General features: G+C 68.7%; 21 protein-coding genes and 1 tRNA gene. 11 read left to right on the plus strand and 11 right to left on the minus strand.

Going from position 1 to position 24,126, the window contains the following annotated elements; translation table 11 throughout:
* Positions 1-724 (minus strand): molybdopterin molybdotransferase MoeA (locus B4L26_RS06475; protein WP_290717240.1); only part of this gene is annotated, 724 nt, incomplete at its 3' end.
* A gap of 35 nt (positions 725-759) precedes the next feature.
* Between B4L26_RS06475 and moaA the strand changes: the two genes are divergently transcribed.
* The 7 genes from moaA (at position 760) to B4L26_RS06510 (ending at position 6,978) form a co-directional block, all read left to right on the plus strand.
* Entirely contained in the window at positions 760-1,788 is a 1,029-nt protein-coding gene (gene moaA / locus B4L26_RS06480) for a GTP 3',8-cyclase MoaA (RefSeq protein ID WP_290717241.1), read from the plus strand.
* Complete coding sequence (locus B4L26_RS06485; RefSeq protein ID WP_290717242.1) at positions 1,781-2,038, plus strand: MoaD/ThiS family protein; 258 nt, start codon at positions 1,781-1,783, stop codon at positions 2,036-2,038. Before moaA ends, B4L26_RS06485 begins: the two co-directional genes overlap by 8 nt.
* 10 nt (positions 2,039-2,048) lie before the next feature.
* On the plus strand, positions 2,049-2,780 hold the full coding sequence (modA, locus tag B4L26_RS06490; RefSeq protein WP_290717243.1) for a molybdate ABC transporter substrate-binding protein: 732 nt from the start codon (positions 2,049-2,051) through the stop codon (positions 2,778-2,780).
* Positions 2,777-3,643: a molybdate ABC transporter permease subunit gene (modB, locus tag B4L26_RS06495; protein ID WP_290717244.1), complete on the plus strand. Its 867-nt coding sequence runs from the start codon at positions 2,777-2,779 to the stop codon at positions 3,641-3,643. Before modA ends, modB begins: the two co-directional genes overlap by 4 nt.
* Positions 3,644-3,740: 97 nt before the next feature.
* Positions 3,741-5,156 (plus strand): nitrate/nitrite transporter, encoded by a 1,416-nt coding sequence (locus tag B4L26_RS06500; RefSeq protein WP_290717247.1) that lies wholly within the window; start codon positions 3,741-3,743, stop codon positions 5,154-5,156.
* A complete protein-coding gene (locus B4L26_RS06505; RefSeq protein ID WP_290717249.1) occupies positions 5,156-6,286 on the plus strand; it encodes a uroporphyrinogen-III synthase in 1,131 nt (376 codons plus the stop codon). The genes B4L26_RS06500 and B4L26_RS06505 overlap by 1 nt, the downstream gene beginning before the upstream one ends.
* A gap of 17 nt (positions 6,287-6,303) precedes the next feature.
* Positions 6,304-6,978: a YoaK family protein gene (locus B4L26_RS06510; protein WP_290717251.1), complete on the plus strand. Its 675-nt coding sequence runs from the start codon at positions 6,304-6,306 to the stop codon at positions 6,976-6,978.
* Here B4L26_RS06510 and B4L26_RS06515 read toward each other — a convergent pair.
* From B4L26_RS06515 to B4L26_RS06545, 7 genes are all read right to left on the minus strand, one after another.
* A complete protein-coding gene (locus B4L26_RS06515) occupies positions 6,917-7,663 on the minus strand; it encodes a sirohydrochlorin chelatase (RefSeq protein WP_290717253.1) in 747 nt (248 codons plus the stop codon). The two genes, B4L26_RS06510 and B4L26_RS06515, sit on opposite strands and share 62 nt — an antisense overlap.
* Positions 7,660-8,082 (minus strand): nitrite reductase small subunit NirD, encoded by a 423-nt coding sequence (gene nirD, locus B4L26_RS06520; RefSeq protein WP_290717255.1) that lies wholly within the window; start codon positions 8,080-8,082, stop codon positions 7,660-7,662. The genes B4L26_RS06515 and nirD overlap by 4 nt, the downstream gene beginning before the upstream one ends.
* A gap of 35 nt (positions 8,083-8,117) precedes the next feature.
* Entirely contained in the window at positions 8,118-10,661 is a 2,544-nt protein-coding gene (gene nirB / locus B4L26_RS06525; protein ID WP_290717257.1) for a nitrite reductase large subunit NirB, read from the minus strand.
* 121 nt (positions 10,662-10,782) lie between these two features.
* Positions 10,783-12,462, minus strand: coding sequence for an NTP transferase domain-containing protein (locus B4L26_RS06530; protein ID WP_290717259.1), 1,680 nt, complete (start codon positions 12,460-12,462; stop codon positions 10,783-10,785).
* A 76-nt stretch (positions 12,463-12,538) separates the two neighbouring features.
* The gene (locus B4L26_RS06535; RefSeq protein WP_290717261.1) at positions 12,539-16,660 is read right to left on the minus strand and encodes a molybdopterin-dependent oxidoreductase; all 4,122 of its coding nucleotides are present in this window, start codon (positions 16,658-16,660) and stop codon (positions 12,539-12,541) included.
* A 144-nt stretch (positions 16,661-16,804) separates the two neighbouring features.
* Positions 16,805-17,698, minus strand: a complete 894-nt coding sequence (gene fdhD / locus B4L26_RS06540) for a formate dehydrogenase accessory sulfurtransferase FdhD (RefSeq protein ID WP_290717263.1) — start codon at positions 17,696-17,698, stop codon at positions 16,805-16,807.
* 83 nt (positions 17,699-17,781) lie between these two features.
* A tRNA-Arg gene (locus B4L26_RS06545) sits at positions 17,782-17,855 on the minus strand.
* 70 nt (positions 17,856-17,925) lie between these two features.
* Between B4L26_RS06545 and B4L26_RS06550 the strand changes: the two genes are divergently transcribed.
* Complete coding sequence (locus tag B4L26_RS06550) at positions 17,926-19,932, plus strand: cytochrome c oxidase assembly protein (RefSeq protein ID WP_409563470.1); 2,007 nt, start codon at positions 17,926-17,928, stop codon at positions 19,930-19,932.
* A 10-nt stretch (positions 19,933-19,942) separates the two neighbouring features.
* On the opposite strand, the gene B4L26_RS06555 is transcribed toward B4L26_RS06550, so the two are convergent.
* Complete coding sequence (locus B4L26_RS06555; protein WP_290717265.1) at positions 19,943-20,617, minus strand: GAP family protein; 675 nt, start codon at positions 20,615-20,617, stop codon at positions 19,943-19,945.
* Between the two features lie 194 nt (positions 20,618-20,811).
* Here B4L26_RS06555 and ssb point away from each other — a divergent pair, with 194 nt between their 5' ends.
* Together ssb and B4L26_RS06565 are read left to right on the plus strand one after the other, a co-directional pair.
* Positions 20,812-21,336 carry a single-stranded DNA-binding protein gene (ssb, locus tag B4L26_RS06560; protein ID WP_290717267.1) on the plus strand — a complete coding sequence of 175 codons (525 nt, stop codon included), beginning with the start codon at positions 20,812-20,814 and terminating at the stop codon, positions 21,334-21,336.
* A 514-nt stretch (positions 21,337-21,850) separates the two neighbouring features.
* Positions 21,851-22,099, plus strand: coding sequence for a hypothetical protein (locus B4L26_RS06565; RefSeq protein ID WP_290717269.1), 249 nt, complete (start codon positions 21,851-21,853; stop codon positions 22,097-22,099).
* 25 nt (positions 22,100-22,124) lie between these two features.
* On the opposite strand, the gene B4L26_RS06570 is transcribed toward B4L26_RS06565, so the two are convergent.
* Complete coding sequence (locus B4L26_RS06570; protein ID WP_290717271.1) at positions 22,125-22,907, minus strand: oxygenase MpaB family protein; 783 nt, start codon at positions 22,905-22,907, stop codon at positions 22,125-22,127.
* A 91-nt stretch (positions 22,908-22,998) separates the two neighbouring features.
* Entirely contained in the window at positions 22,999-23,379 is a 381-nt protein-coding gene (locus tag B4L26_RS06575; RefSeq protein WP_290717273.1) for a PGPGW domain-containing protein, read from the minus strand.
* A 199-nt stretch (positions 23,380-23,578) separates the two neighbouring features.
* Here B4L26_RS06575 and B4L26_RS06580 point away from each other — a divergent pair.
* The coding region (locus B4L26_RS06580; RefSeq protein ID WP_290717274.1) for an ATP-binding cassette domain-containing protein at positions 23,579-24,126 on the plus strand (548 nt) is incomplete at its 3' end.

The following is a 24,126-nucleotide window of genomic DNA, read 5'->3' on the forward strand; positions in this document are numbered from 1 at the left end:
CGGCGACCGCCTCGTCGAGGCGGGCGGCGAACTCGCCGTCGCCGTCGCCGGCCACCGCTTGACTGATCACCGCGCCGCCGTTGGCGCTTACCAGCGCGGCCAGCGCCACCGAGTTGGATTCGTGGATCTGTCCGGGTGCCAAGGGCAGGCCCGGTGCGACGAGTTCGGACCCGGTCGAGATGACGGCGACGCGAGGTCGGCGGTACACGACGACGTCGGTGACCCCGGCCGCGGCGAGCGCGCCGAGGTGGTGCGGTGCCAGTGCGGTACCCGCTTCGACGATCAGTTCGCCGGCCTGCGCATCCGAACCGGCACGGCGGACGAACGTGCCGACCTGGGGCACGGTGGTGAACGTGACGACCGTCCCGTCGGCAACGGGCTGCTCGTCGGACTCCTCGACGGGGATCACTGCGTTGGCACCCGCCGGGATCGGTGCGCCGGTCATGATCGCCGTGGTGGTCCCCGGTGCGAGAGGAGCGGCCGGTGACCCGGCGTAGATGCGCGCGACGACGGGCAGCGCTACGCCGGGGGAGACGTCGGCGGCCCGCACGGCGAAGCCGTCCATCTGGGAGTTGTCGAATACTGGAAGCGGGGTCGCGGCGCGGGCCGGTTCGAGCAATACGCTGCCCAAGGCCTCGCTGACGCGCATGCGTTCGGGGCCGCCGATATCGGCCAGCAGCACTGCGATGGCCTGGCGGTGCTGCTGGACAGGGCGACGGGACACCCCATCAGCTTAGGGACACGGGTAGCCTCAGGGGCGTGACCGCGTCAGAGCTTCCCGCGCCGTCGCCGTTTCTGGTGGACGGGTTGGGCCGGCGGGCCCGCGACTTGCGCGTCTCGCTGTCGCAGGCCTGCACGCTGCGCTGCCGCTACTGCATGCCCGAGCAGGGGTTGCCATTGATGCCGCGCGAGGAGTTGCTCAGCGTCGCTGAGGTGTCGCGGCTGGTCGATGTGGCGGTGTCGCAACTGGGCATCGAGGAGGTGCGCCTGACCGGGGGCGAGCCCTTGGTACGAGGTGATCTCGAACTCATCGTCGCGACGATCCGCTCGCGCCACCCGGGCTTGCCCATCGCACTCACCACCAACGGCATCGGCCTGGCCCGCCGTGCGGAGGGCCTCGCGCACGCCGGCCTGAGCCGGATCAACGTGTCGCTCGACACCGTCGACGCGCAGCTGTTCGCCCAGGTGACCCGTCGCGACCGGTTGCCCGACGTCATCGCCGGCATCGATGCCGCGCTCGCTGCCGGACTCACCCCGGTGAAGGTCAACGCGGTCCTGTTGCCGGAGACGCTGTCGCGGGCCGCGCAACTCCTGCGGTGGTGCCGCGACCGGGGCTTGGCCCTGCGGTTCATCGAATCGATGCCGCTGGACGCCGAGCGCACCTGGACCCCGGAGACCCTGGTCTCCTGCCAGGACCTGCTCGACGAACTCGGTACGACGATGACGCTCACCCCGATCGGCCGCGACGATCCCAGCGCGCCGGCCGCGCTGTGGCTCGTCGACGATCCCGACGGTCCGCCGCAGCCGTACCGCTTGGGGGTGATCGCGTCGATGACCCGCTCGTTCTGCGGGACCTGCGACCGGACGCGCATCACCCCGCAGGGCACGGTCCGGCCGTGCCTGTTCTCCGACGACGAGATCGACCTCGTCGGCATTGTGCGCGCCGGAGGCTCCGACGACGAGATCGCCGACGCGTGGCGCGCGGTGACCTGGCGCAAACGTGCCGGGCACGCCGGGCTCGACGAGGTGGTCGCGCCGCAGCGCAGCATGGGGGCGATCGGTGGCTGAGCCACGACCGCGGGTCACCGTCACCTACTTCGCGGCGCTGGCCGACCGCACCGGCTGCCGACGCGAGACCCTCGAACTCGTCGAGGCGACCGTTGGCGGTCTGCGCGACGCAGTCGGACGCCGGCACGGCCCCGACGTGGAAGAGTTGGCACGACTGTCGTCGGTCCTCACCGGCGACGATATGGTCCGGGAAGACGGTGCGGCGATCGGCACCGACGTCGACCTGCTTCCCCCGTTTGCCGGCGGCTAGGAGCGCAATGATGAAGAAGCTGGCGGTGGTGGCGGTGGCTGCGATGACGGTCGTGTTGCCGTTGAGCGGCTGCTCGAATGACGACTCCTCGCCCGGGTCCATTCGCGTGCTGGCGGCGGCGTCGCTGGTGGACGTCCTGAAGCCGATGGTCGCCGCCTACGAGCACAACAACCCGGGTGCGAAGGTCCAGGTCGACACCGGAGCCTCCTCGGCGCTCGTACAGAAGCTGACGTCGGGGGCTAAGGGCGACGTACTGGTGACCGCCGACGAGGCGACGATGACCAAGGCCGTCGACGCGGGGGTGGCGAAGAACCCCCACGTCGTTGCCACCAACCGTCTGGTCATCGTCGTGCCGAAGGGCAACCCCGGCAAGGTGACCGACGTGCGCTACTTCACCGTCCCGGGCAACCGCTCGGTCGTGTGCGCGAGCGAAGTCCCCTGCGGACGGGCCGCGGAGAAGGCGATCGCCGCGATCGGCGGTACGCCGCACCCGATCAGCCGGGCCGTCGACGTGCGCGCAGCGCTCGGTTCAGTCACCTCCGGTGAGGCTGATGCCGCCCTGGTCTACGCCACCGACGCGAAATCGGCGGGCGACAAGGTGGAGACGATCCCGATCCCTGACGCCCCGGTCAACAAGTACCCGGCCTCGGCGTTGACCGAGCAGGGGCAGTTGTTCGTCGATCTGCTGGCCGGGCCAGAAGGCCAGCGGATCTTCCAGGAAGCCGGATTCGGGCCCGCGTGACCCCGGGCCGACGACGGATCAACAGACGCTCGTCGGTCGGGCAGACCGGCCGACCGTCACCGGCTCTGACCGCCGTCGGCGTTGTCGGCCTCCTCGTTCTCCTCACGCCGCTGCTGGCCCTGGTCCTCACCGCGCCGTGGGGCCGCATGGTCGGATTGCTCACCTCACCGTCGGCGCGGTCGGCGCTCTGGCTGTCGCTGGCCTCGGCGACACTGGCCACCCTCATCGCGACGGCGCTGGGCGTCCCGTTGGCCGCACTGCTGGCCGGCGGCATCTCCTCGGATCGGCTCCGGGCGACCGTCCGTCTGGCGGTCCTGGTCCCGATGGTGCTGCCCCCGGTCGTCATCGGTGCGGGCCTGCTGGCGGCGTTCGGGCGGCGGGCGCCGATCGGATCGTTGCTCGACTCGTGGTTCGGATGGACCCCGACCTACACCTTCGTCGCCGTTGTGATGGCCCAACTCGTCGTCGCCATGCCGTTCTTGGTCATCAGCGTCGAATCCGCGCTGCGCGCCCGCGACGTGGAGGCCGAGGAGGTGGCCTACACCCTCGGTGCCGGGCGTCTCACCACCTTTTGGCATGTGACCTTGCCCATGATCCGCACCGGAATCGGTGCCGGAGCCCTGTTGTGTTTCGCGCGGTGTCTGGGGGAATTCGGTGCGACGGTGACTTTCGCCGGCAACGTTGAAGGGGTCACGCAGACCCTTCCATTGGCCATCTACCTGGCATTAGTGCGCGACGACCAGTCCGCCGTGGCGATGTCGGTGGGCCTGGTCGTGGTGAGCGTGGTCATCCTCGTCGGGTTGCGCGGTCGATGGGTGCCGGGACTCTGGCCGGACCGCACAACGCGAAATCGCAGCGCGTGAGGTTCTAGTTACGTTTCGGTGACTACCGGTGCCGCAGTTCGCAACAACAAATCCATAGCGTCGCCCCCAACCAAACAGCTACGTGGTGGGAGGCAACGTGAAAGAGATACGCGAGTACACGGACAAACAGATCCTGGCGGAGTGGGACCCGGAGAACGTGGCCCAGTGGGACAACGGCGGGTCGGCCATCGCCAAGCGCAACCTCATCTGGTCGGTGGCCGCCGAGCACGTCGGGTTCTCGGTGTGGTCGCTGTGGTCGGTGATGGTGCTGTTCATGCCCGCCGACGTCTACGGCCTGTCGGTGGGGGACAAGTTCCTGATCGGCGCGACGGCAACGCTCGTGGGATCGTTGCTGCGCTTCCCCTACACGATGGCGACGAGCCGCTTCGGTGGACGCAACTGGACGGTGTTCTCCGCTTTCGTGCTGTGCATCCCGGTGGGCGCGACGATCTGGATCCTGGCCAACCCCGGCCAGCCCCTCTGGCTGTACCTCCTGTGCGCAGCGCTCTGCGGCTTCGGCGGCGGAAACTTCGCGTCGTCGATGACCAACATCAACGCCTTCTACCCGCAACGCCTCAAGGGCTGGGCGCTGGGCCTCAACGCCGGCGGTGGCAACCTGGGCGTGCCCGCGGTCCAGTTGATCGGTCTCATGATGGTGGCCTGGCTCGGCGACGTAGCGCCGTACTGGGTCTGCGCGATCTACCTCTGCCTGCTCGTGCTCGCCGGTATCGGCGCAGCCCTCAAGATGGACAACCTCGAACTGGGCGTCGACGTCAAGGCCATGGGCCGCGCCTGCGGCAACCGCAACACGTGGATCATCGCGGCGCTCTACATCGCCACCTTCGGCTCGTTCATCGGCTACTCGTTCGCCTTCGGCCAAGTGCTGGTCGGCTACTTCAAGGACCACGGGGACACGGCGCCACAGGCGGCGCTGCACGCCGCACAGATCGCCTTCATCGGCCCTCTGTTGGGTTCGATCAGCCGGGTCTACGGGGGTAAGCTCGCCGACCGCATCGGCGGCAGCAAGGTCACCTTTGGCGTGTTCATCGGGATGACGGCGTCCTCGACGATCCTCATTTTCAGTGAGGGTTCGCTGGCCCTCTACATCGTCGGCTTCATCCTCTTGTTCATCCTGTCGGGCCTGGGCAATGGCTCGGTGTACAAGATGATCCCGTCGGTGTTCGACGCCGCCGCGCAGTCCAAGGGCTTCGCCACCGCGACCGAGCGCGCCGACTACTCGCGCCAGCTGACCGGTGCGGTCATCGGCATCGCCGGCGCCGTCGGCGGCCTGGGCGGCGTGGGGATCAACCTGGTCCTTCGGCAGTCCTACCTCAGCTCCGGTGCTGCCACCTCGGCGTTCATGGTGTTCGGAGTGGTGTACGTCCTCGCTGCCATCACGACCTGGGCGGTGTACATCCGGATGCCGCGATCTGCGGCACCCATGACGGCCGTCGCCGACGTGCCCGAGTCGCCCAACGCCGCTTCGGCGAAGGTTTCTGAGAGAATGGGGTAATGATCGCCAACGCAACCACCAGGTCCGAGGGCCTGACCGGGTTCACCGTTGCGATCACCGCGGCCCGTCGCGCAGACGAGTTCGCCATGCTCCTCCAACGCCGGGGCGCTCACACGCTGAGCGCCCCGGCGATGGCGATCATCCCACTCGCCGACGACGTGGCCCTGCGAGCCGCCACCGACGACCTGATCGCTACCGCCCCGGATCTGCTGATCGCCACCACCGGCATCGGGTTCCGCGGCTGGGTGGAGGCCACCGAGGAATGGGGCCTCACCCCGGCCCTGATGGACCAGCTCGCCACGACACGGGTCATCTCGCGGGGCCCGAAGGCCACCGGCGCGCTGCGCGCCGCCGGACTGCGTGAGGAGTGGTCGCCGGAGTCGGAGTCGAGCGTCGAAGTTCTCGCCCACTTGCCCGAGGACCTGTCGGGCCAGCGTGTGGCCGTGCAGCTGCATGGCGCAACCGACGATTGGGATCCCAACCCCGGTTTCCTTGCCGAGCTGCACCGTCGCGGGGCCGATGTCGTCGGCGTCCCCGTCTACCGCTGGACCGGTCCGGCCGACCAGGACCGCTTCGATCAGTTGCTGGCCGAGATCGCAGCCGTCCGCGTCGACGCTGCTGCGTTCACGTCGGCCCCTGCGGTCGCGGCCATGCTGGAGCGGGCCAAAGAGGTCGGCAGTTACGACAACCTGATCGCGGCCCTGCGCGGCCCGGTCGTGCCCTATTGCGTCGGGCCGGTCACCGCGCGTCCGCTCGACGACGTCGGCGTGCCCAGTGTCGCCCCGGAGCGGATGCGGCTGGGCGCGCTGGCCAGGCTGATCGGTGACGATCTGCCCGCGCGGCGGCCCGATCTCGCCGTTGCCGGGCACTCCGTCGGCGTGCGTGCCAACTCGATCGTCGTCGACGGGGAGGTACGCGATGTGTCCCCGTCGGGGATGGCCCTGATGCACGCGCTCGCCGCCAACCCGGGCGAGGTGGTGTCCCGGGAGCAGCTGCTGCGGCTGCTGCCCGTAGCGGGGGCCGATGCCCATGCGGTGGAGGTGGCTATCGGCCGCCTGCGCTCGGCATTGGGCGCACGTGAACTCATCGTCACCGTCGTCAAGCGTGGCTACCGACTCGCCGTCGACTGACCCTTAGAATCGGGCGCATGCCACTGAAGAGTCAGCGTGAGTTGCTTCTCGCCTGCCTATTGGCGGCCACGGCCGGCTACGTCGACGCCGTCGGCTTCCTCGATCTGGGCGGCTTCTTCGTGTCCTTCATGAGCGGCAACACGACGCGGATGGCGGCCGAGACCACGACCTCGCACATCGCGGGTGCGGGCAAAGCGCTCGGGCTCATCGGACTGTTTTTCGTGGGCACTGTCGCGGGCGGGCTGTTGGCGCACTACCGCGACGGCCGGGTCAGCGTGCTGGTGGGGACCTCGACGCTCGTCGGAATCGCGGCCGTCGCCTCGACCCAACCCTGGCTCCCGGTGCCCGCGGTACTGATCGCGGCCGTCGCGATGGGAATGCTGAACGCGACCTTCGTGCACGACGGACAGGTCTCGGTGCCCGTGACGTACGTGACCGGGTCAATCGTGAAAGCCGGCCACCAGGTGGCCAACGCGCTGCTCGGCGGCCCGCGGTGGGATTGGGTGCGTCCGGCGTTGATCTGGGCGGCGCTGGCCTGCGGGGCCCTGCTGGGCGGTGCGCTCTACTCGGCGATGGGCGGCATGCCCGCACTGTGGCCGGCATTGTCGGCACTGGTCGCGCTGACCCTCATCACCTGGCGGGTACGACGCTCCGATGCGATCCCGGCTGCGACAGCGGATCCGGCGACATAACCGCGGACTCCGCCCGACGGCACGCCAGCTCGACGACGCCCCGGTGCAGCCCGAGCGGCGCGGCGACGATATCGGCGCCTACGTCGTGCAGGCGTCGCGCGAACAGACCGTCGGCCAACAGGTAGGCGGCCACGGCAACCCGGCTGCCCGGCCGCGACTGGGCGCGCGCTGCCGCGACGACGTCGGCGACCGGGGGATAGCCCGAACCGTCGACGGCGGGGATCACGAAGCCGATGCGGACCGGCGCGCCGACGCGCTGCGAGAGCAACCGCCCCATGGCTGCGACGTCGCCCTGTGCCCGCAGGTCGCGCGATCCGGCGGCTGCCATCACGACCTCGTCGCCGGGCTGCCAGCCGGCCACCAGCAGGCGGGCGACCATCGCGTCCGCCAGCGCGGCGTCTGGTCCCAGGGGCGCCGACAGGAGCGTGGGCCGCGGCGTCTGGTGCAGGTAGCGGGGAAGGTCGGAGTGGACGTGGTAGCCGCTGGCAAGGAAGGCGGGGACGACGCGGACCGGATCGGTACCGCGGATACCGCTGATCGCCTCTGCCGGATCGGGCCCCAGGACGTCGACAAAGCCGACGCGCACCTCGTCGCGCAGCCGCTGTGACATGGCGTGCGCGAGGTCGCCGATCATGGCGACGCCGCGCGGGTTGCGGGTGCCGTGGGCGACGAGCAGCGTGGTCATGACGCGCTCGCGACCCTGCGCCCGAAACCGTCGGGACGGTAGCCGAACGAGATCTCCGGCGAGTTGGCGACGAAGACGGTGCCGTCGAGGCCGATGCGGGTGGCGTACACCGGGATGCTGACGCCCTCGGCGTCGAGGCAGCGCCCGTCGATCAGGCTGAATGCCTGCTTCTTCAGCGGGCTCTGCACGGTCGGGAAGCCGTGGCGGTCGCCAACGATGCCGCGCGACATCACTGCGGCTCGGCCGATCGGGTCGATGTTGCCGATGGCGCGGATGCTGTCGTCGGCGAGTCGGAACAGGGCCACCTGCGCGTTGTCGGGCAGCAGGACGGCCACGCCGCGCAGCGGCATCAACCGCTCGAGCGGGCACGCCGCCGTCCAATCGCGGGTCCAGCGGTGGAGGTCGAAGTTGAGAGTCATGGGCTGTTCTCCTGTTACTTCCTGGCTTTGCGGATCTACTTCTGGCTGACGGGCATCGCGGGGGTGCCCAGCAGCACGGGGACCTTGCGGCCGTTGTTCTCGCCGAAGCTCACCGTCGGGTCCGGGGTGCCGGGGGCGTTGACGAAGGACACGAAGCGCGACAGCTTGTCCGGGTCGTCCAGGACGCCCTTCCACTCGCACGAGTAGCCCTCGACGTGGCGGGCCATCGCCTCCTCGAAATCGTGGGCCAGGCCGAGGCTGTCGTCGACGACGACCTCGCGGATGTGGTCGAGCCCACCCTCGATGCGCTCCATCCACGGCGCGGTGCGCTCGAGGCGCTCGGCGGTGCGGATGTAGTACATGAGGTAGCGGTCGATATAGCGGATCAGCGTCTCGGTGTCGAGGTCGCCGGCCAGCAACTGCGCGTGGCGCGGGGTCATACCGCCGTTGCCGCTGACGTAGAGGTTCCACCCCTTGTCGGTGGCGATCACGCCGACGTCCTTGCCACGGGCCTCAGCGCACTCACGGGCACAGCCCGAGACACCCATCTTGATCTTGTGGGGCGAGCGCAGCCCGCGGTAGCGCAGCTCTAGGTCGATAGCGAGCTGGACCGAGTCCTGCTGGCCGTAGCGGCACCAGTCCGACCCGACGCAGCTCTTCACGGTGCGCAGCGACTTGCCGTAGGCCTGGCCGGATTCCATGCCGCCGTCGACGAGGCGCCGCCAGATCTCCGGCAACTGGTCGACCGTGGCACCGAACATGTCGATGCGTTGACCACCGGTGATCTTCGTGTAGAGGCCGAAGTCCTTGGCGATCTGGCCGATCAGGATCAGGTGCTCGGGGGTGATGTCACCGCCGGGCACGCGCGGCACCACCGAGTAGGTGCCGTTGCGTTGGATGTTGGCCAGGAAGTGGTCGTTGCTGTCCTGCAGCGACGCCTGTTCGCCCGACAGGATGTGGTCGGAGCTGGTCGAGGCCAGGATCGACGCGACGGTCGGCTTGCAGATGTCGCAGCCGGTACCGGTGCCGAAGCGGGCAATCAGGCCCGTGAAGGTCCGGATGCCACTGGCCTGGACGAGTTCGAACAGCTCGGCGCGTGAGGCCTCGAAGTGCTCGCACAGCGCCGTGCTGAGCTCCACGCCCGAGGCGTCGAGCACCTGCGACAGCAGCGGCACACAGGAACCACACGCGGTGCCCGCGCCGGTGCACTTCTTCAGATCGGCCACCGTGCAGGCGCCGTTCTCGATCGCCGAGCACAACGTGCCCTTGGAGACGTCGTTGCAGGAGCAGATCTGTGCGTCGTCGCCGAGTGCACCCACGCCGATCGCGGGGGCGCCGTCGGTGGCCGGCGAGATGAGGCTGACCGGGTCACCGGGCAGTGACTGCCCGACGAGGGGGCGCAGCAGTCCGTAGGAGCTGGCGTCACCGACGAGGATGCCGCCCAGCAGGGTCGAGGCGTCGTCGGAGAGGACCAGCTTGGAGTAGGTGCCGTTGATCGGGTCGGACACGACGACGTTGAGCGCGCCCGGGGTGCGGCCGTGCGCGTCGCCGAAGCTGGCGACGTCGACGCCGAGCAGCTTCAGCTTCGTCGACAGGTCGGCCCCGGGGAACTCCGCGTCGCCTGCCAGCAGGCGGTCGGCGACCACCTCGGCGGTCGCATAGCCCGGTCCGACAAGGCCGTAGCAGACGCCTTCGATGGCCGCGACCTCGCCGATCGCGTAGATCGCGGGATCCGACGTCACACAGCCGAGGTCGGTCAGGATGCCGCCGCGCTCGGCGAGCTCCAACTCGGCGAGTCGGCCCAGTTCGTCGCGCGGCCGGACGCCGGCGGCGAAGACGAGCAGGGCGGCGTCGACGACGGTGTCCTCGCCAAGCGTGACCCGGAGGACACCGTCGTCGAGCGCCTCGATGTTCGACGTGCCGACCCCCAGCGACACGTCGATACCGAGCTCGCCCACCATGCGGGCAAGATGTTCGCCACCGGCCTCGTCGACCTGTTGCGGCATGAGTCGCGGGTTGTACTCGACGACGTGCGGGCGCAGGCCGAGCTGGCGCAGCGCGTTGGCCGCCTCCAGGCCCAGCAGGCCGCCGCCGACGACGATGCCGACGGCGCCGGGATCCTTCTCCAGGGCGCGCTGCGCGTCGCCGCGGATGTCGTCAAGGTCGTCCAGCGTGCGGTACACGTGGCAACCGGCGCTGTCATGGCCGGGGACCGGCGGTACGAAGGCGTACGATCCGGTCGCCAAGACGAGGGCGTCGTAGGCGACGCTCTCGCCGTCGGCGAGGGTGACGGTCCGTGCGTCGCGGTCGATCGCGGTGACGGCGTTGCCCAGGCGCAATTCCACCTGGGTGTCACCGGCGTAGTCGTTGCCGGTCAGGGCCAGCGACGAGCGCTCCCACGTCCCGACGTAGCTGGACAGGCCGACGCGGTCATAGGCGGCGTCGGACTCCTCGCCGAGCACGATGACGCGCCAGGTGTTCTCGGTGTCGCGGGTGCGCAGCGCTTCGACGAAACGGTGGCCCACCATTCCGTGGCCGACGACGACTACGGTCTGGGGTGCTGTGGGCTGGGGTGCCATCTGGTTCCTCCTTGACGACGTTGAATCCCAAGGTAGAAACGCGGTGTTGCGCGACGTTGGCGGTTAAGTTTCACGTCTGTTCGCAACAGCGCACATCTGACACGGTTGCGATGTGAGGCGTTTAAAGCAGGCGGAGAGCCCCGTCGTACCCGGCTGGGGCGAGTAGCGCCAAGGCGTGCGCACCGATGAGAGACCGCAGGTCAGCGGTGGATTTGACCGGGCTGCCGACCCATCGGCCCCCGTCGGAACGGACCGGGACGATGCGCGACAACTGTGGGTGGGACAGCTCGGTGGCGTTGGTCACTGTGATCTGTTCGACCCCGTCGGGGCGGGCCTGGAGTAACAAACGGCGAATCACTGGGGCGCACAGCGCCGCACCGCAGAGGGCGGCGACCGGGTTGCCACCCAGACCCAGCAAGACACCGCCGTCGGGTAGCGCCGCGATGAGCAGGGAACCGCCCGGGCGCACGTCTATGCCGTCGAGCAGGACCGTCGCGCCGACGTCGAGTAGTGCGGCGCGCAACAGGTCCGCGCTGCCGCGCCCGGTCGCACCGATGACGACGATCACCTCGCCCGGTGCGCGGTCGGGCCCGACGGCGGTCCGCAGGGCCGCTGTTGCGTCGGGCAGATGGGCGCCGCGGCTCACCTGCGCGCCGAGGCGAGCCAGTACTTCGCGCACCGGCAGGGAGGCGGTGTCCACGATCCCCGACGATCCGGTCGAGCCGACCTCGTCGCCGGAGGAGTGGACCACGGCGCGCAGCGGGCCGCGCACCGAGAGTCGCGCTACCCCGGCGGCCTTCGCGGTGCCGATGACGGCTGCGTCCACGACCGTCCCCGCCTCGGCGAGTTCATCACCGGCGGCCCACGACTCGCCCCGTCGGCGGGTGTCGTCGCGTCCGACGGTCGTCTCGGTGATCAGCCCGTCGTCGAGCACAGTGGTCTCCTCGACGCGGATGACGCGGTCGGCGCCGGGCGGTAGCGGGGCGCCTGTCGCGATCAGCGCCGCGGTCCCGGTGACATTCAACGGATCGCCCGCATGCCCGGCGCGCACCGGTGCGCCGACGATCTGCCACGGCGCCGCGCCGCGCACCGCGTAGCCGTCCATCGCCGCGGTGTCGAAGGCGGGGAAGGGGGTGGCGGCCACCAGTGGGACGGCCAAGACGGCGCCCAGCGCGTCGTCGACGTCGACGGTGCGTGATGCCACCGAGTGCAGCGGTGCCAGTGCATCGGCGACGCGCTGCAGCGGTGTGGTGCGCAGGCGTGCCAACGCGAGGTCCTCGGCGGTATCGATGTCGTCGGTGTCAGCCAGCGGGACTGTGAGTACACCGGCGGGGACCAGTGACCGCATGGACGCGTCCGCGGTACTCAACGCAGCGCGCAGTGCGTCCGCGCGCCACACGCCGAGCAAGTACTGGGTGTGCCCGGCCTCGTCGACGGCCAGTGCCACCGGGGCGTCCACCGCGCGTCGGCGTGCTGCGAGCTCGCCGATCTGCTCGGCGGAGACGAACGGCAGATCGGCGGCAAGGACCGCTATCTCGCGGCCGTCGGGGAGGGTTCCCAGCGCGGCGAGTCCGGCGTCGACGGCCGCGACCGGACCGGCGAACGGCGGATCCTCGCGGGCCGTGATGACCTGTGCGGGTAGGTCGCGATCCGGGCCGACGACGACTATCCGCTGCGCGCCCGCCACCGCCGCCAGTGCGATGTCGATGAGGCGCCGCCCACCGATCAGGCTCGACGGTTTGTCGGCCCCGGCCAGGCGTCGCGCCCGACCGCCGGCGAGGATGACGGCGTCGAAGTCCACGGTGTCACCGTACAAGCGAGGCCGCGGCGGCGCCGGGAGTGGTAGCGAGCGGGGCCGAACCCGGACGAGGCGGTGACTAATAGACGTCGCGGACGTAGCGCTCGTCTGCGGCGAGCGCGGCCAGGTATGACTCCGCCATGTGCGGCGACATCCGGCCCTGCTCGGCGACGATCTCGCGCAACGCATCGTCGACGTCGACGGCCATCTTCTCGGCATCGCCGCACACATAGACGTGGGCACCGCGGTGGATCCAAGCCCAGATCTCGGCGGCGTGGGCGCGCATCCGGTCCTGGACGTAGACCTTCTCCTCCTGGTCGCGCGAGAAGGCGAGGTCGAGCTGCGTGAGCACACCGGACTCGTTCATCTCGGTGAGCTCGTCGCGGTAGAGGAAATCGGTTGCCTCGTGGCGGTCCCCGAAGAACAGCCAGTTCTCGCCGGTCGCGCCGGTGCGTGACCGGTCATGGAGGAAGCCGCGGAACGGGGCGACGCCGGTGCCGGGACCGATCATGATCATTGGTGCGGTGCCGTCGGCCGGCGGTCCGAACCGGGCATTGGGTGCGATGAAGATCCGCATCGGCGCGCCGGGCTGCGCGTCGGCGAGGAAGGTCGAGCAGACGCCGTGGCGCTGCGCTTGCGTCTGGAACCGCACCGCTGACACGGTGACTTCCACTCGCCCCGGATCGACCAGGGGCGACGATGAGATCGAGTACAGCCGCGGCGCCAGTGGTTTGAGCACCGCAAGCCAGTCCTGCACCGATCCGGTCACCGGGAACTCGGTGATGATGTCGATCGCCTGGCGGCCCCACGACCACGCACGCAGGTCCGCGGGGTGGCCGGCCAGATTGTCGAATCCCTGGTCGGGATGGTGGCGGTGCAGCCAGCGCAGCAGGTCCGGGGTGATCCGGGTGATGTCGAAGTGGTCGGTGAGGGCGTCGACGAGGGGGCGCGCCTCACCTTTGACGGTGATCTGTTCGTCGGCGTCGAGTCCGGTGCGCGCCAGCCATTCCTCGACCAGCGCGGGTCGGTTGGTCGGCCACACGCCCAGCGCATCGCCGGCGTTGTAGGTCAACGTCCCCTCGGGCAGGGCGAACGCGAACCGGCGGACCTCCTTGTCGGACTCCTCGGCTGTGAGCCGGGTGTTGTCGATGAGTTCGGTGGACAGCGGATTCTTCCGCGAGTACGTGACTGGCACCGGCTCATCCGACGGTTCCGGGGCGCCCGCCGCGGCAGCACCAGTGGTCGGCTCGCCGGGCCCGTCGCCGACGGCCGCCAGTGCTGCCAACGCCTTGGTCTGCCACTGCGCGGCATGGTCCTCGTAGTCGGGTTCGCACGAAACGCGGTCGCTGAGACGAGTGGCGCCGAGGTCGTGGAGACGGGCGTCGAGCTTGCGGGCGAACCCGCAGAAGTCGGCGTAGGAGGAGTCGCCGAACCCCAGCACCGAATACCGCAGGTCCGACAGCGCGTCATCGGGCTCGACCTTGGCCAACGAATCCCACAGCGCCACACCGGAATCCGGGGCATCACCGTCGCCGGTGGAGGCGACGACGAACAGCACGTTACCGGTCAGCGATTCGACCGAGACCTGATCAGCGCTGGCCTCGTCGACGGTGAACCCCGCCGCACCCAGCGCTGCGGTCAGTGTCGGGATGTAATCCTCGACTGTGCCGGTCTGCGACGACCACACGACGCGCACGGTGCGCTGCCCCGCGCCGATGCCGACGGGGGTGTCGTTGCCGGTTCCGCCCGTGGTTGCTGTGACCGCGGTGCCCGCAGCCAGGGGAACGCGCGAGTAGACCCCGGCCAGCACGCCGTCGATCCAGGCCCGCGATGACGGCGAAAGCGGTGCGTGCGACGGCACCGTCGGGACATCTCCGTCGGGCGGGCTGGTCCGCAGCCCGGCGAGTAGGCCGGTGAGGTAGGCGCGCTCGGACTCGGCGAGGGTGACGGGGGCGTGCGCTTGGTCACCGAAGGCGGAGGCGAGAAGGGCGACGGAATCAGTGGACACAGGGTCTCCTGGTTGGTCGGCGACCGGTGCGGGTGACAGTGCCACCGCGCAGGCCTTGAACTCCGGTTGGAGTGAGTCGGGGTCGACGGCGTCGTTGGTGACGGCGTTGATCGCCAGGTCGGCACCGGAGGCGTCGGCGAAATGCATGGGGACGAAGCAGGTTCCGACCGTGATGCGGTCTGTGACCACGGCGGGCGCGAAGGCCTTGCCGCGGCGCGAGACGATCTCGACCCGATCACCGTCGGTGATGCCGAGGTTCTCGGCGTCGACGGGGTTGATCTCGATGAACGTCGACGGGTTGAGCTTCATGAGCTTGGCGACCTTGCGGGTCTTGGTCATCGTGTGCCACTGGTGGGGGAGGCGCCCGGTGGTCAGTGTCAGTGGGAAGTCGTCGTCGGGGAGCTCGGCCGGCGGCAGGTAGGGCCGGGCGAAGAACTGGGCGCGCCGCGACGGCGTCGCGAAGGCCAGCCGCGGGGTGTGGCCGTTCTCGTCGGTGAACAGCGTCTGGCTGATGCCGTCGTTGAGGTAGCGGATCGGATTGCGGTCGTCGCCTCCGGGCGGGACCGGCCACTGGACCGGTCCGTTGCGCAGGCGCTTGTAGTCGACGCCGCGCAAGTCCCAGCCGGTGCGTGGGTTGTGGAAGCGGGTGATCTCGTCGAAGACGGCGGCCGCATCGGGGAAGTCGAACCCCTCGGTGAATCCCATCGCCTGGGCGATCTTGCAGATCAGCAACCAGTCGGGCATCGCCTGGCCGGGTGAGCGCAGCAGCGGGGCGGTGAGGGTGAGGTTGCGCTCGGAGTTGATCATCACGCCCTCGGACTCCGACCACAGCGACGCGGGCAGGACGACGTCGGCGTACTCCGCTGTCTCGACCCCGCTGAACGCGTCCTGCACGACGACGAACTCCGCATTTTCCAAACCGCTGATCACGTTGGTGCGGTTGGCCATCGACGCGACCGGATTGGTGCAGATCACCCACACGGCTTTGATCCGGCCGTCGGCCAGCGACTCGAACATGTCGACGGTGCCGCCGCCGAGATTGGTGTGCAGGGTGCCCTCCGGTACGCCCCAGATCTGTTCGACCTCGGCGCGCTGAGCGGGATCGAGCACTGCTCGTTGGCCGGGCAGGCCCGGTCCCATATAGCCCATCTCGCGCCCGCCCATCGCGTTGGGCTGGCCGGTGAGTGAGAAGGGGCCGCTGCCGGTCCGGCAGATCGCGCCGGTCGCCAGATGCAGGTTGCAGATCGCGTTGGTGTGCCAGGTGCCGTGGATGGACTGGTTGAGGCCCATCGTCCACAGCGTCACCCAGTTCTGGGCGGCGCCGATCCACTCCGCTGCCTGCCGCAGATCGGCCTCGTCGACGCCGGTGATCGCCGCGACGCGATCGGCGGTGTAGTCGGCGAGGTGGTCGGTCATCACGTCCCAGCCGTTGGTGTGCTCGGCGATGAACTCCTCGTCGATCTGTCCGGCGTCGACGATCAGCTTGAGCAGGCCGTTGAGCAGCGCCATATCGGTGCCCGGGCGCACGGGCAGGTAGAGGTCGGCTTTGGCGGCGGTTGCCGTGCGACGAGGGTCGACGACGATGAGCTTGGCCCCCTCCTTGACCCGGTCCATCATCCGCAGGAACAGGATCGGGTGGCAGTCGGCCATGTTGGCGCCGGTCACCAGGAACACGTCGGCATGGTCGAGGTCCTCGTAGCTGCCGGGGGGGCCGTCGGCACCCAGGGACTGCTTGTAACCGGTGCCCGCACTGGCCATGCACAGGCGCGAGTTGGACTCGATGAGGTTGGTGCGGAAGTAGCCCTTGCACAGCTTGTTCGACAGGTACTGGGCCTCCAGTGACATCTGTCCCGACACGTAGAACGCCACGGCGTCGTCGCCGTGGCGCTCCCGCAGTTCAACGAAGTGCTTGGCGACTTCGGCGATAGCGTCGTCGACGTCGATCGGGCGCTGCTCCTCGTCGCGGGTTGGGCGCCACAGGGCAGTGGTGAGCCGTCCGGGTGCGTTGAGCATGTCCGCAGTGGTGTTGCCCTTGGTGCACAGGCGACCGAAATTGGCCGGGTGCTTGGGGTTGCCCTTGGTGCTTGCGACGGTGTCGGGGTCGCCGTCCTTGAGGCTCAGGGTGAGGCCGCAACCAACGCCGCAATAACCGCAGACGGTGTCCACGGTCGACGGCAGGGCGGGCGCGCTCATGGCAACCATGGTCGCGATACCGCGTTTCACGGTGGTCGGCCCGGTGTAACGCGGTCGTCAACTGGTTCTCACAACGGCGTAGACGACGCTGTGAGGGTGGCTCTGACCTGCATCGTTACGCTGCTTGCGCGGGAGTGAGACGCATCACGGCCGCCTCGGACGCTCCGCAACCAGATCGCGCGGGTCGTCCCCGGGTGCGGCGACGATACTGTCGACGGTCTCGAGCCGGTCGGGTCGGCTGTAGGCGACCATGGAATCGCCGCGCAGGAAGCCGACGAGGGTGAGCCCGGCGGCCTCGGCCAATTCGACGGCCAGCGACGAGGGGGCCGATACCGCCGCGAGCAGTGGGATCCCGGCCATGACGGCTTTCTGGGCGAGTTCGAAACCGGCGCGTCCCGATACGAGGAGCACGGCGCCGTGGAGAGGGAGGCGGCCGTTCAGTACGGCCCAGCCGACGACCTTGTCGACGGCGTTGTGGCGGCCGATGTCCTCGCGGATCACCAGCATCGCGCCGGTCTCGCCGTCGAAGAGCGCGGCGGCGTGCAGCCCGCCGGTGCGGTCGAACGCGGTCTGCGCCGAGCGCAGGACATCGGGGAAACCCGCCAGAGCCTCCGGGGACAGGCGCAGCGGATCGTCGTCGACGCCGAAGTGCGACTCGGTGGCCACCGCGTCGATGCTGGTCTTGCCGCACACCCCGCACGAGCTGGTCGTGGTGAAATTGCGCTCGATTCCGGGGCTCGGGGGTGCGACGTGATCGGCGAGGAAGACATCGACCACATTGCCGGAGTCAGGTCCGTCAGAGCCGGGGCAGTGGCGGGCCGTGCGGATGTCGGCGGCGTCATGGACCACGCCTTCGGAGACGAGGAACCCGGCGGCGAGCTCGACGTCGTGGCCGGGGGTGCGCATCGTGACGGTCAGCGGTCGGCCGTCGACGCGGATCTCCAGCGGTTCCTCGGCGGCGACGAAGTCGGCACGCTCGGCGGGGAGGTGCCCGACCCGCACGCGCGTCACACGTCGTCGAACGGTGATGTGGGCCACGTACTCCAGTATCGACCATGCCGGGCTGTGTCGGTAGGTCGAGGCGGCTGTGCACCGGCCCGAGGCCGGCAAGGATGTCACGGCGCCCCCGGCAGGACTCGAACCTGCGGCCTGCCGATTAGAAGTCGGCTGCTCTATCCAACTGAGCTACGGAGGCTGACGGCACGAGGGCCGTGGCGAGTATATCCGGCAGAGGTGATGGTTCCGGCGCTCACTAGGCTGAGGGCATGACGGCCCACGACGAGATGGACGACCGCAGCCCGGTCGTCCGTGCACTCGCGACGATCCTCGGCGTCGTCGCCGCCGGTGTCGCCGTCGCGGTGTTCGCACCGTCGGCGCCGACCGCCCGTGCACTGCTGGGCCTGCGCGACCCCGGCGACATCACCACCTTTGGCGGACCGGCCGTCACCGCGGTCGGGTACATCGTGGTGGCGCTGGCGGTCGGGTCGGTGCTGTTCGCGGCGTTCTTCGTGCCGCCGCAGACCGACGGCCTGCTCGACATCGGCGGCTATCGCGCATTGCGGTGGGCGGCGACGTTCTTCGGCGTGTGGGTCGTGTGCTCGGTCGCGATGATCGTGCTCTCGGTATCCAACCTGGTCGGCAAGCCGGTCCGTGAACTGCTGACCTCGGGGGACTTCTTCACCGCCTATTCGACGGTCTCCGACGCGCGTACCTGGACGGTGACCGCCGTGTTCGCGCTCGTGGCGATGCTGTTCGCGCGGTTCAGCATGCACTGGGGCTATGTGTTCGGCGCGATGCTATTCGGTGTGCTCTCGCTGATGCCGCTGGCACTGGCCGGTCATTCCGCGGCCGGCGGCTCACACGACATCGCGGCCAACAGCCTGATCTTGCACATCGTCGCCGCGGTGGCGTGGTTCGGCGGACTGTTCGCCGTCGTCGTCTACGCGCTCGCGGGCGGGCGGTGGCGCGCGCTGGCGGTGCGCCGTTTCTCCCGGACGGCGTTCTGGCTGATCCTCGTCGTCGGCGTGTCCGGGGTGATCAACGCGGCCGTGCGCGTGCCCGTCGCCGATCTGTTCACCAGCACCTACGGCCTCATCGTCGTCGCCAAGGTCGTCGCGTTGGTCGTGTTGGGCGTGCTGGGCGCGTTGCACCGGCGGCGCACCGTCGCCCAGATCGCCGACGACGATGATCCGCCGCGGTCGTTGTTCGTGCGCTTCGGGCTCGTCGAGTTGCTCGTCTTCGCGATCACCTACGGGATCGCGGTGGCGCTGTCGCACACTCCACCGCCGCCGGGGAGCAGCCCGACCGATATCACGCCGATGGAGGAGGCGCTCGGATATCGCCTTGACGGCCCGCCGACGCTGGCCCGCCTCGCATTCGATTGGCGCTTCGACCTGATCTTCGGCACGGCGGCCATCGTCGCGTGTGTCGTCTACCTGCGCGGGGTGTGGCGGCTGCACAAGCGCGGCGACGCATGGCCGGTCGGCCGGACGGTGTCGTGGGTGCTGGGGTGTGCCGCGCTGCTGGTCGCGACCTCGTCGGGGCTCGGACGCTATGCGCCGGCGATGTTCTCCATCCACATGATCAACCACATGATGCTCTCGATGCTGGTGCCGGTGCTGCTGGTGCTCGGCGGGCCGATCACGCTGGCGCTTCGGGCATTGCCGGTCGCCGGGCGCGACAACCCGCCGGGACCGCGCGAGTGGGTGCAGTACGGCGTGAACAGCCCGGTGGCCCGCGCCCTCGGATTCCCTGCGGTCGCCATCGTCATGTTCGTCGGCAGCTTCTATGTGCTGTACCTCGGCGGTCTCTTCGGCACCGTCGTCAAGTACCACGGCGCCCACCTGCTGATGAACTTCCATTTCCTGCTGGCGGGCTATCTGTTCTATTGGACCGTCATCGGCGTCGACCATGCGCCGTACCGGCTGTCGCCGCTGGGCAAGCTCGGCGTCGTGTGGGGCACGCTGCCGCTGCATGCGTTCTTCGGGGTAGCACTGATGATGACGTCGGGGATCATCGCCGAGACGTACTACCGCGGGCTCATGCTGCCGTGGAACACCGACCTCGCCGCGGATCAGCGTGTCGGCGGGGGGATCGCGTGGGCGGCCGGCGAGATCCCGCTGGTCCTCGTGATGGTCGCGCTGCTGTTCCAATGGCGGCGCGAGGACGTCAAGGAGGCACGGCGCTACGACCGCAACGCCGAGCGCGACGACGACGCGCAGCTGCGCGAGTACAACGAGATGCTCGCAACGCTCAACAAGGGCGGTCGGTAGGGCGGTCGCATCAGAAGGCGTGCAGCCCCTTCGCGAGCACGGCTGCGCCGATCAGCCACAAGACGACCGCCATGATCACCGAGTCGTTGGCGATCAGCCATTTCTTGGCCTTTGCCAGTGGTGGATCGATGCGGTCGGACACCAGCATGTAGGCCACCAGTGGTGCGATCACCGGCAGGCTCGCGACGATGACGAAGACCGCAGACGGGACGATAAGCGCGGTGGCGCTGAGCTCTGTTTTGGCCAGTGCGAGGGCCGCGGCAATGGTGACCAGCAGCTCTTTCGGGTTGACCGCGGACAGGAGAAGGCCCAGGCCCAACGCTTTCACGGGGGTGAGCGCGTCGACGTGCGCGAGCCATTTGGGTTCTTCGGCTGACTCGCCGTGTTTGGGTCGCTGCAGCCACCGCCGAACTCCCAGCAGGATGAGGGCGATCCCGATCACGATCCGGACGATGGCGGCACCCCGGCTCGGCGAGGATTCCGGCCCACCGATGTCAGCGGCCTCGGCGATGGCCATCGCGATCACGAGCGGTACCAGCAGGCCGACTATCCAGCCCAAGCAGAAGGCGGCTCCAGACTCTCTGGGTTTCGGCGATAGGAGCAGCAGGATGATCGCCACGATCGGGAAGGGGCTCAACGCGATGGCGAGGGCCGGAGGAACGATTGCACCGATCGCGCTGAGCACGGCGGGTCCTTTCGGGCGGGGGTTGCCCCAATGACGATGCCATGGCTGGCGGATGGGCGCCGGATTTGTCCCGGACGACGGGAGTTTTCCACAGGGGTCGAGTTATCCACAGATGGCCGCTGAGGGGGTAGCGCCCGGCGGATGCGATGGGCAAGTGTGGACGGACCAATCAATTTCACGGCTGGGGGGCCACCATGTTTGAAACAGCAATGACCGTCGTTGGAAACTGCATCACCGAGCCGGTGATGCGTCCGACATCGGCGGGAGATGTCACCTCGTTCCGGATGGCGAGCAATTCACGCCGCCGTGACTCGGAGACCGGCGACTGGGCCAACGACAAGACGCTGTACCTGACGGTGTCGTGCTGGCGGAAACTCGCCATGGGGGTGGCGGCATCGGTGGAGAAGGGGCGCCCGATCATCGTCACCGGCCACGTGCACACCTCCGAGTACGTGGGTGCCGACGGTCAGATGCGCACTTCGCTGGAGATGACGGCGACCTCGGTCGGCCTCGACCTGGCCCGCTGCATCGCCCGGACAGTCGGCTTTCCGGCTACGCCTGCGTCCGCCGAGTCGCCCGCGGAGGTGGAGGCTGAATCGACGCCGGCGATCGAGGGCGGCGGCGGGGACGGCGTGGTTCCGGCTGTCATCATCACCGACGTCGACGATGAGATCAACGGCATCGCTCCGCGCGACGACGAGTTGTCGCCGACGTTCTGAGCGCGCAGTCGGATGAGTCGGTCGGGGCGCGAGATCACGACTACTGGCTTGGGCCGGAGCGTGCGGCGATCATCGAATCGCTACGGCGTGACACGTCGTGGCGCGTACCGGCCGACGCCGTTCCTTCTACCTATCCCGACGTCCTGGACGGCGGCCGCGCTTTGAGGTTTGTGCCTGCCGACCGGCCTGATCCCAGAAGTCGTGCCGTGCACATCTTGTACGGCGACGGTCCGGGTCGACGATCGGCAGGGAATCACCTCGACGACTTTCGGAAGCTCAAGCCGAGATGGACCGAACGCGACGTGATGCAAGCCCTCGACTTGGCGCTGGCATGCCCGTTCTCAATCGAGCTTCGCGGCAGCCAACACTATTTTCGCCGGATCGTCGACTGTGTTCCGGTTGAGGTTAGGGTGATGGACCGCAAGAGGCAACCGTTGCGGACCGCGTACCCGGCCGTTGAGGACGTCGGTCGCATCGCTGCAGGTCAGGCGAGACAGCGGGTACGGTGGGGGCCATGGCGGCGATGACGATCGAAGAGCTGGCGCGGACGTTTGTGGATCGTGGGTGGATCTTTTCGGAGTCGACTTTCAAAGTGCGCGAATACGATCTGGCAGTCCTGGATGGTCTCGAATACGCGGTAGAGAACGGGAAGACCGTTGAACCGGAATTGATCGCCGAAGCACGTCGTCTCGTCGTCGATGCTGACCTCGCCGAAGACATTGAAGCGGCGATTGCCCAACTCGCTGATCACACAGCTGTCTGACGTTGGCAGCTTGGTCGAGGCACCCTCAGTCGTCGGGATCGTGCCGCGCTGAAGGGATGAGTCGGAACTTTTGGGGCAGCATGGCCAACCGAAGGTTCGTCGTCGTCGCGAACGCGCGTAGTGCAGCCCGGTCGGCGACGCTGACGTCGACGTCGAGCAGCTGCGCCGCGCGCGGATTGAGCATGGCGCGGATGGCTGCTGCCGGAACCTTGCGCGGGTACCAGGTGGGCGGGTGCAGGGCCTCGTGGCGCAACGAATCGGCGTCGGGGGTCCGGGTGAGCTGCGTGGCGCAGTAGTCGTCGAAGTACTCGGTGAACTCGCCGTACGTCGCCGGCTGGGCGCGGTCGGAAATGTCGTACTTCGCGTACCACAGGCAGCATTCGCGGTACAGCTGTTCCTTCTCGTCGCGTGAGAGGCCACCGTGGAAGATGTCGATGGACGCGAACAGCGTGTCGACGTAGGTCGCGTGCTGGAAGTAGAAGAGCTCCGGGTTGAGCGAGTGGTAGCGGTGTCCGGTGCTGTCGGTGCCCTTGACGTGGGCGTGGGCGGTGCGCATCACCGAGGTCAGGTCACGGTTGCTGTAGGCGATGTAGACCATCTGCCCGATCGCCCGGCTCTTGTGCGCCCACACGCCGCCGTGGACGTGCTGCACCAGGCTGGCGGCGTTGCCCGGTTGCAGGATCTGCAACGTGAGCGCGCGGGGGAGGGCGTAGGCGAACCGCTTGTCACCGAGGTAGCGGTAGACCAGCGGCATCGGGACGCGGCGGCGCTGGTCGGCACAGTCGGGATGCGTGGTCGGGGTGGACACCGCGTCAGCCTAATTGTGAAAACGCTCGATGTCAGTTACTTGGGGGGCTCTTCGACCACAGTCGGGACCTTGGCCCCGAGCTCGACGGGGGTCAGATTCTGGCGGCGACGCGGACCGGGACGGGGCGGGGCGCGTAGACCGACGAGGCCACGAACAGCAGGACAGGGGTAATGACGTGATCGGCGACGTAGGCCGTTGCCCGCGTGGTCAACTGACCGGCGCGGCGCAGCATGGTCCGCATGAACGTCGTGATGCGGTGGGCCCACGCGAATTCCGTGGACAGGACGCCCAGGCCGAGGAAGAACGTCACCCAGCCGGGGCCGGGGATCGGCAGGGGGATCATCACCATGCCGGCGAGGACCATCAGGCCGCCGACGACCCCGACAGCGACGCGGTAGGCAGAGTTCATCGCCGGTTGCTGGCGGATCGCGTAGCGCTGCTTGCGGTGCCAGACCTTCAGTCGCAAACGCATGGCCGATCCTCCTCCGATGGCTGGCGCCGACGGGCTCGTCGGCGCACTGACAGGTTCAACGGGCCGCGGAGAGAGCTTGTTCCCAACCGTCGCGCGATGTCTCGGATGTCACACAGCGCCCGACCTCTACACTGGGATGCTGTTGTGCGCGCGGAGTCGATCGCCGTGCGCGATTCTCGTCGAAGAAGAGGTTTAGGGCGTGGCCGAATTCATCTACACCATGAAGAATGTGCGAAAGGCGCACGGTGACAAGGTCATTCTCGACAACGTCACGATGTCGTTCTACCCGGGCGCCAAGATCGGCGTCGTCGGCCCCAACGGCGCGGGCAAGTCGTCGATCCTCAAGATCATGGCCGGGATCGACCAGCCGTCCAACGGCGAGGCCTTCCTCGACCCCGGAGCCACTGTCGGCATCCTGCTGCAGGAGCCGCCGCTGAGCGAGGACAAGACGGTCAAGGAGAACGTCGAAGAGGGCATGGGCGACATCATGGTCAAGCTCAAGCGCTACAACGAGGTTGCCGAACTGATGGCCACCGACTACTCCGACGAGCTGATGGAGGAGATGGGGCAGCTGCAGGAGGCCCTCGACGCCGCCGACGCCTGGGACCTCGACAGCCAGCTCGAACAGGCGATGGACGCCCTGCGCTGCCCGCCCGGCGACTCGCCGGTCACCCACCTCTCCGGCGGTGAGCGCCGCCGTGTCGCCCTGTGCAAGCTGCTCCTGAGCAAGCCCGACCTGCTGCTGCT

The organism is Gordonia sp. UBA7599, assembly GCA_002477755.1.
Classification (GTDB): domain Bacteria; phylum Actinomycetota; class Actinomycetes; order Mycobacteriales; family Mycobacteriaceae; genus Gordonia.

What these genes read in the sequence shown, in the direction of transcription:
- modA (WP_290717243.1), top strand. Translation starts at nt 2,049, where the DNA reads ATGAAGAAGCTGGCGGTGGTGGCGGTGGCTGCGATGACGGTCGTGTTG.
- B4L26_RS06505 (WP_290717249.1), top strand. Translation starts at nt 5,156, where the DNA reads ATGATCGCCAACGCAACCACCAGGTCCGAGGGCCTGACCGGGTTCACC.
- B4L26_RS06510 (WP_290717251.1), top strand. Translation starts at nt 6,304, where the DNA reads ATGCCACTGAAGAGTCAGCGTGAGTTGCTTCTCGCCTGCCTATTGGCG.
- B4L26_RS06515 (WP_290717253.1), bottom strand. Translation starts at nt 7,663, where the DNA reads ATGACCACGCTGCTCGTCGCCCACGGCACCCGCAACCCGCGCGGCGTC.
- nirD (WP_290717255.1), bottom strand. Translation starts at nt 8,082, where the DNA reads ATGACTCTCAACTTCGACCTCCACCGCTGGACCCGCGATTGGACGGCG.
- nirB (WP_290717257.1), bottom strand. Translation starts at nt 10,661, where the DNA reads ATGGCACCCCAGCCCACAGCACCCCAGACCGTAGTCGTCGTCGGCCAC.
- B4L26_RS06535 (WP_290717261.1), bottom strand. Translation starts at nt 16,660, where the DNA reads ATGAGCGCGCCCGCCCTGCCGTCGACCGTGGACACCGTCTGCGGTTAT.
- B4L26_RS06550 (WP_409563470.1), top strand. Translation starts at nt 17,926, where the DNA reads ATGACGGCCCACGACGAGATGGACGACCGCAGCCCGGTCGTCCGTGCA.
- ssb (WP_290717267.1), top strand. Translation starts at nt 20,812, where the DNA reads ATGTTTGAAACAGCAATGACCGTCGTTGGAAACTGCATCACCGAGCCG.
- B4L26_RS06565 (WP_290717269.1), top strand. Translation starts at nt 21,851, where the DNA reads ATGGCGGCGATGACGATCGAAGAGCTGGCGCGGACGTTTGTGGATCGT.
- B4L26_RS06575 (WP_290717273.1), bottom strand. Translation starts at nt 23,379, where the DNA reads ATGCGTTTGCGACTGAAGGTCTGGCACCGCAAGCAGCGCTACGCGATC.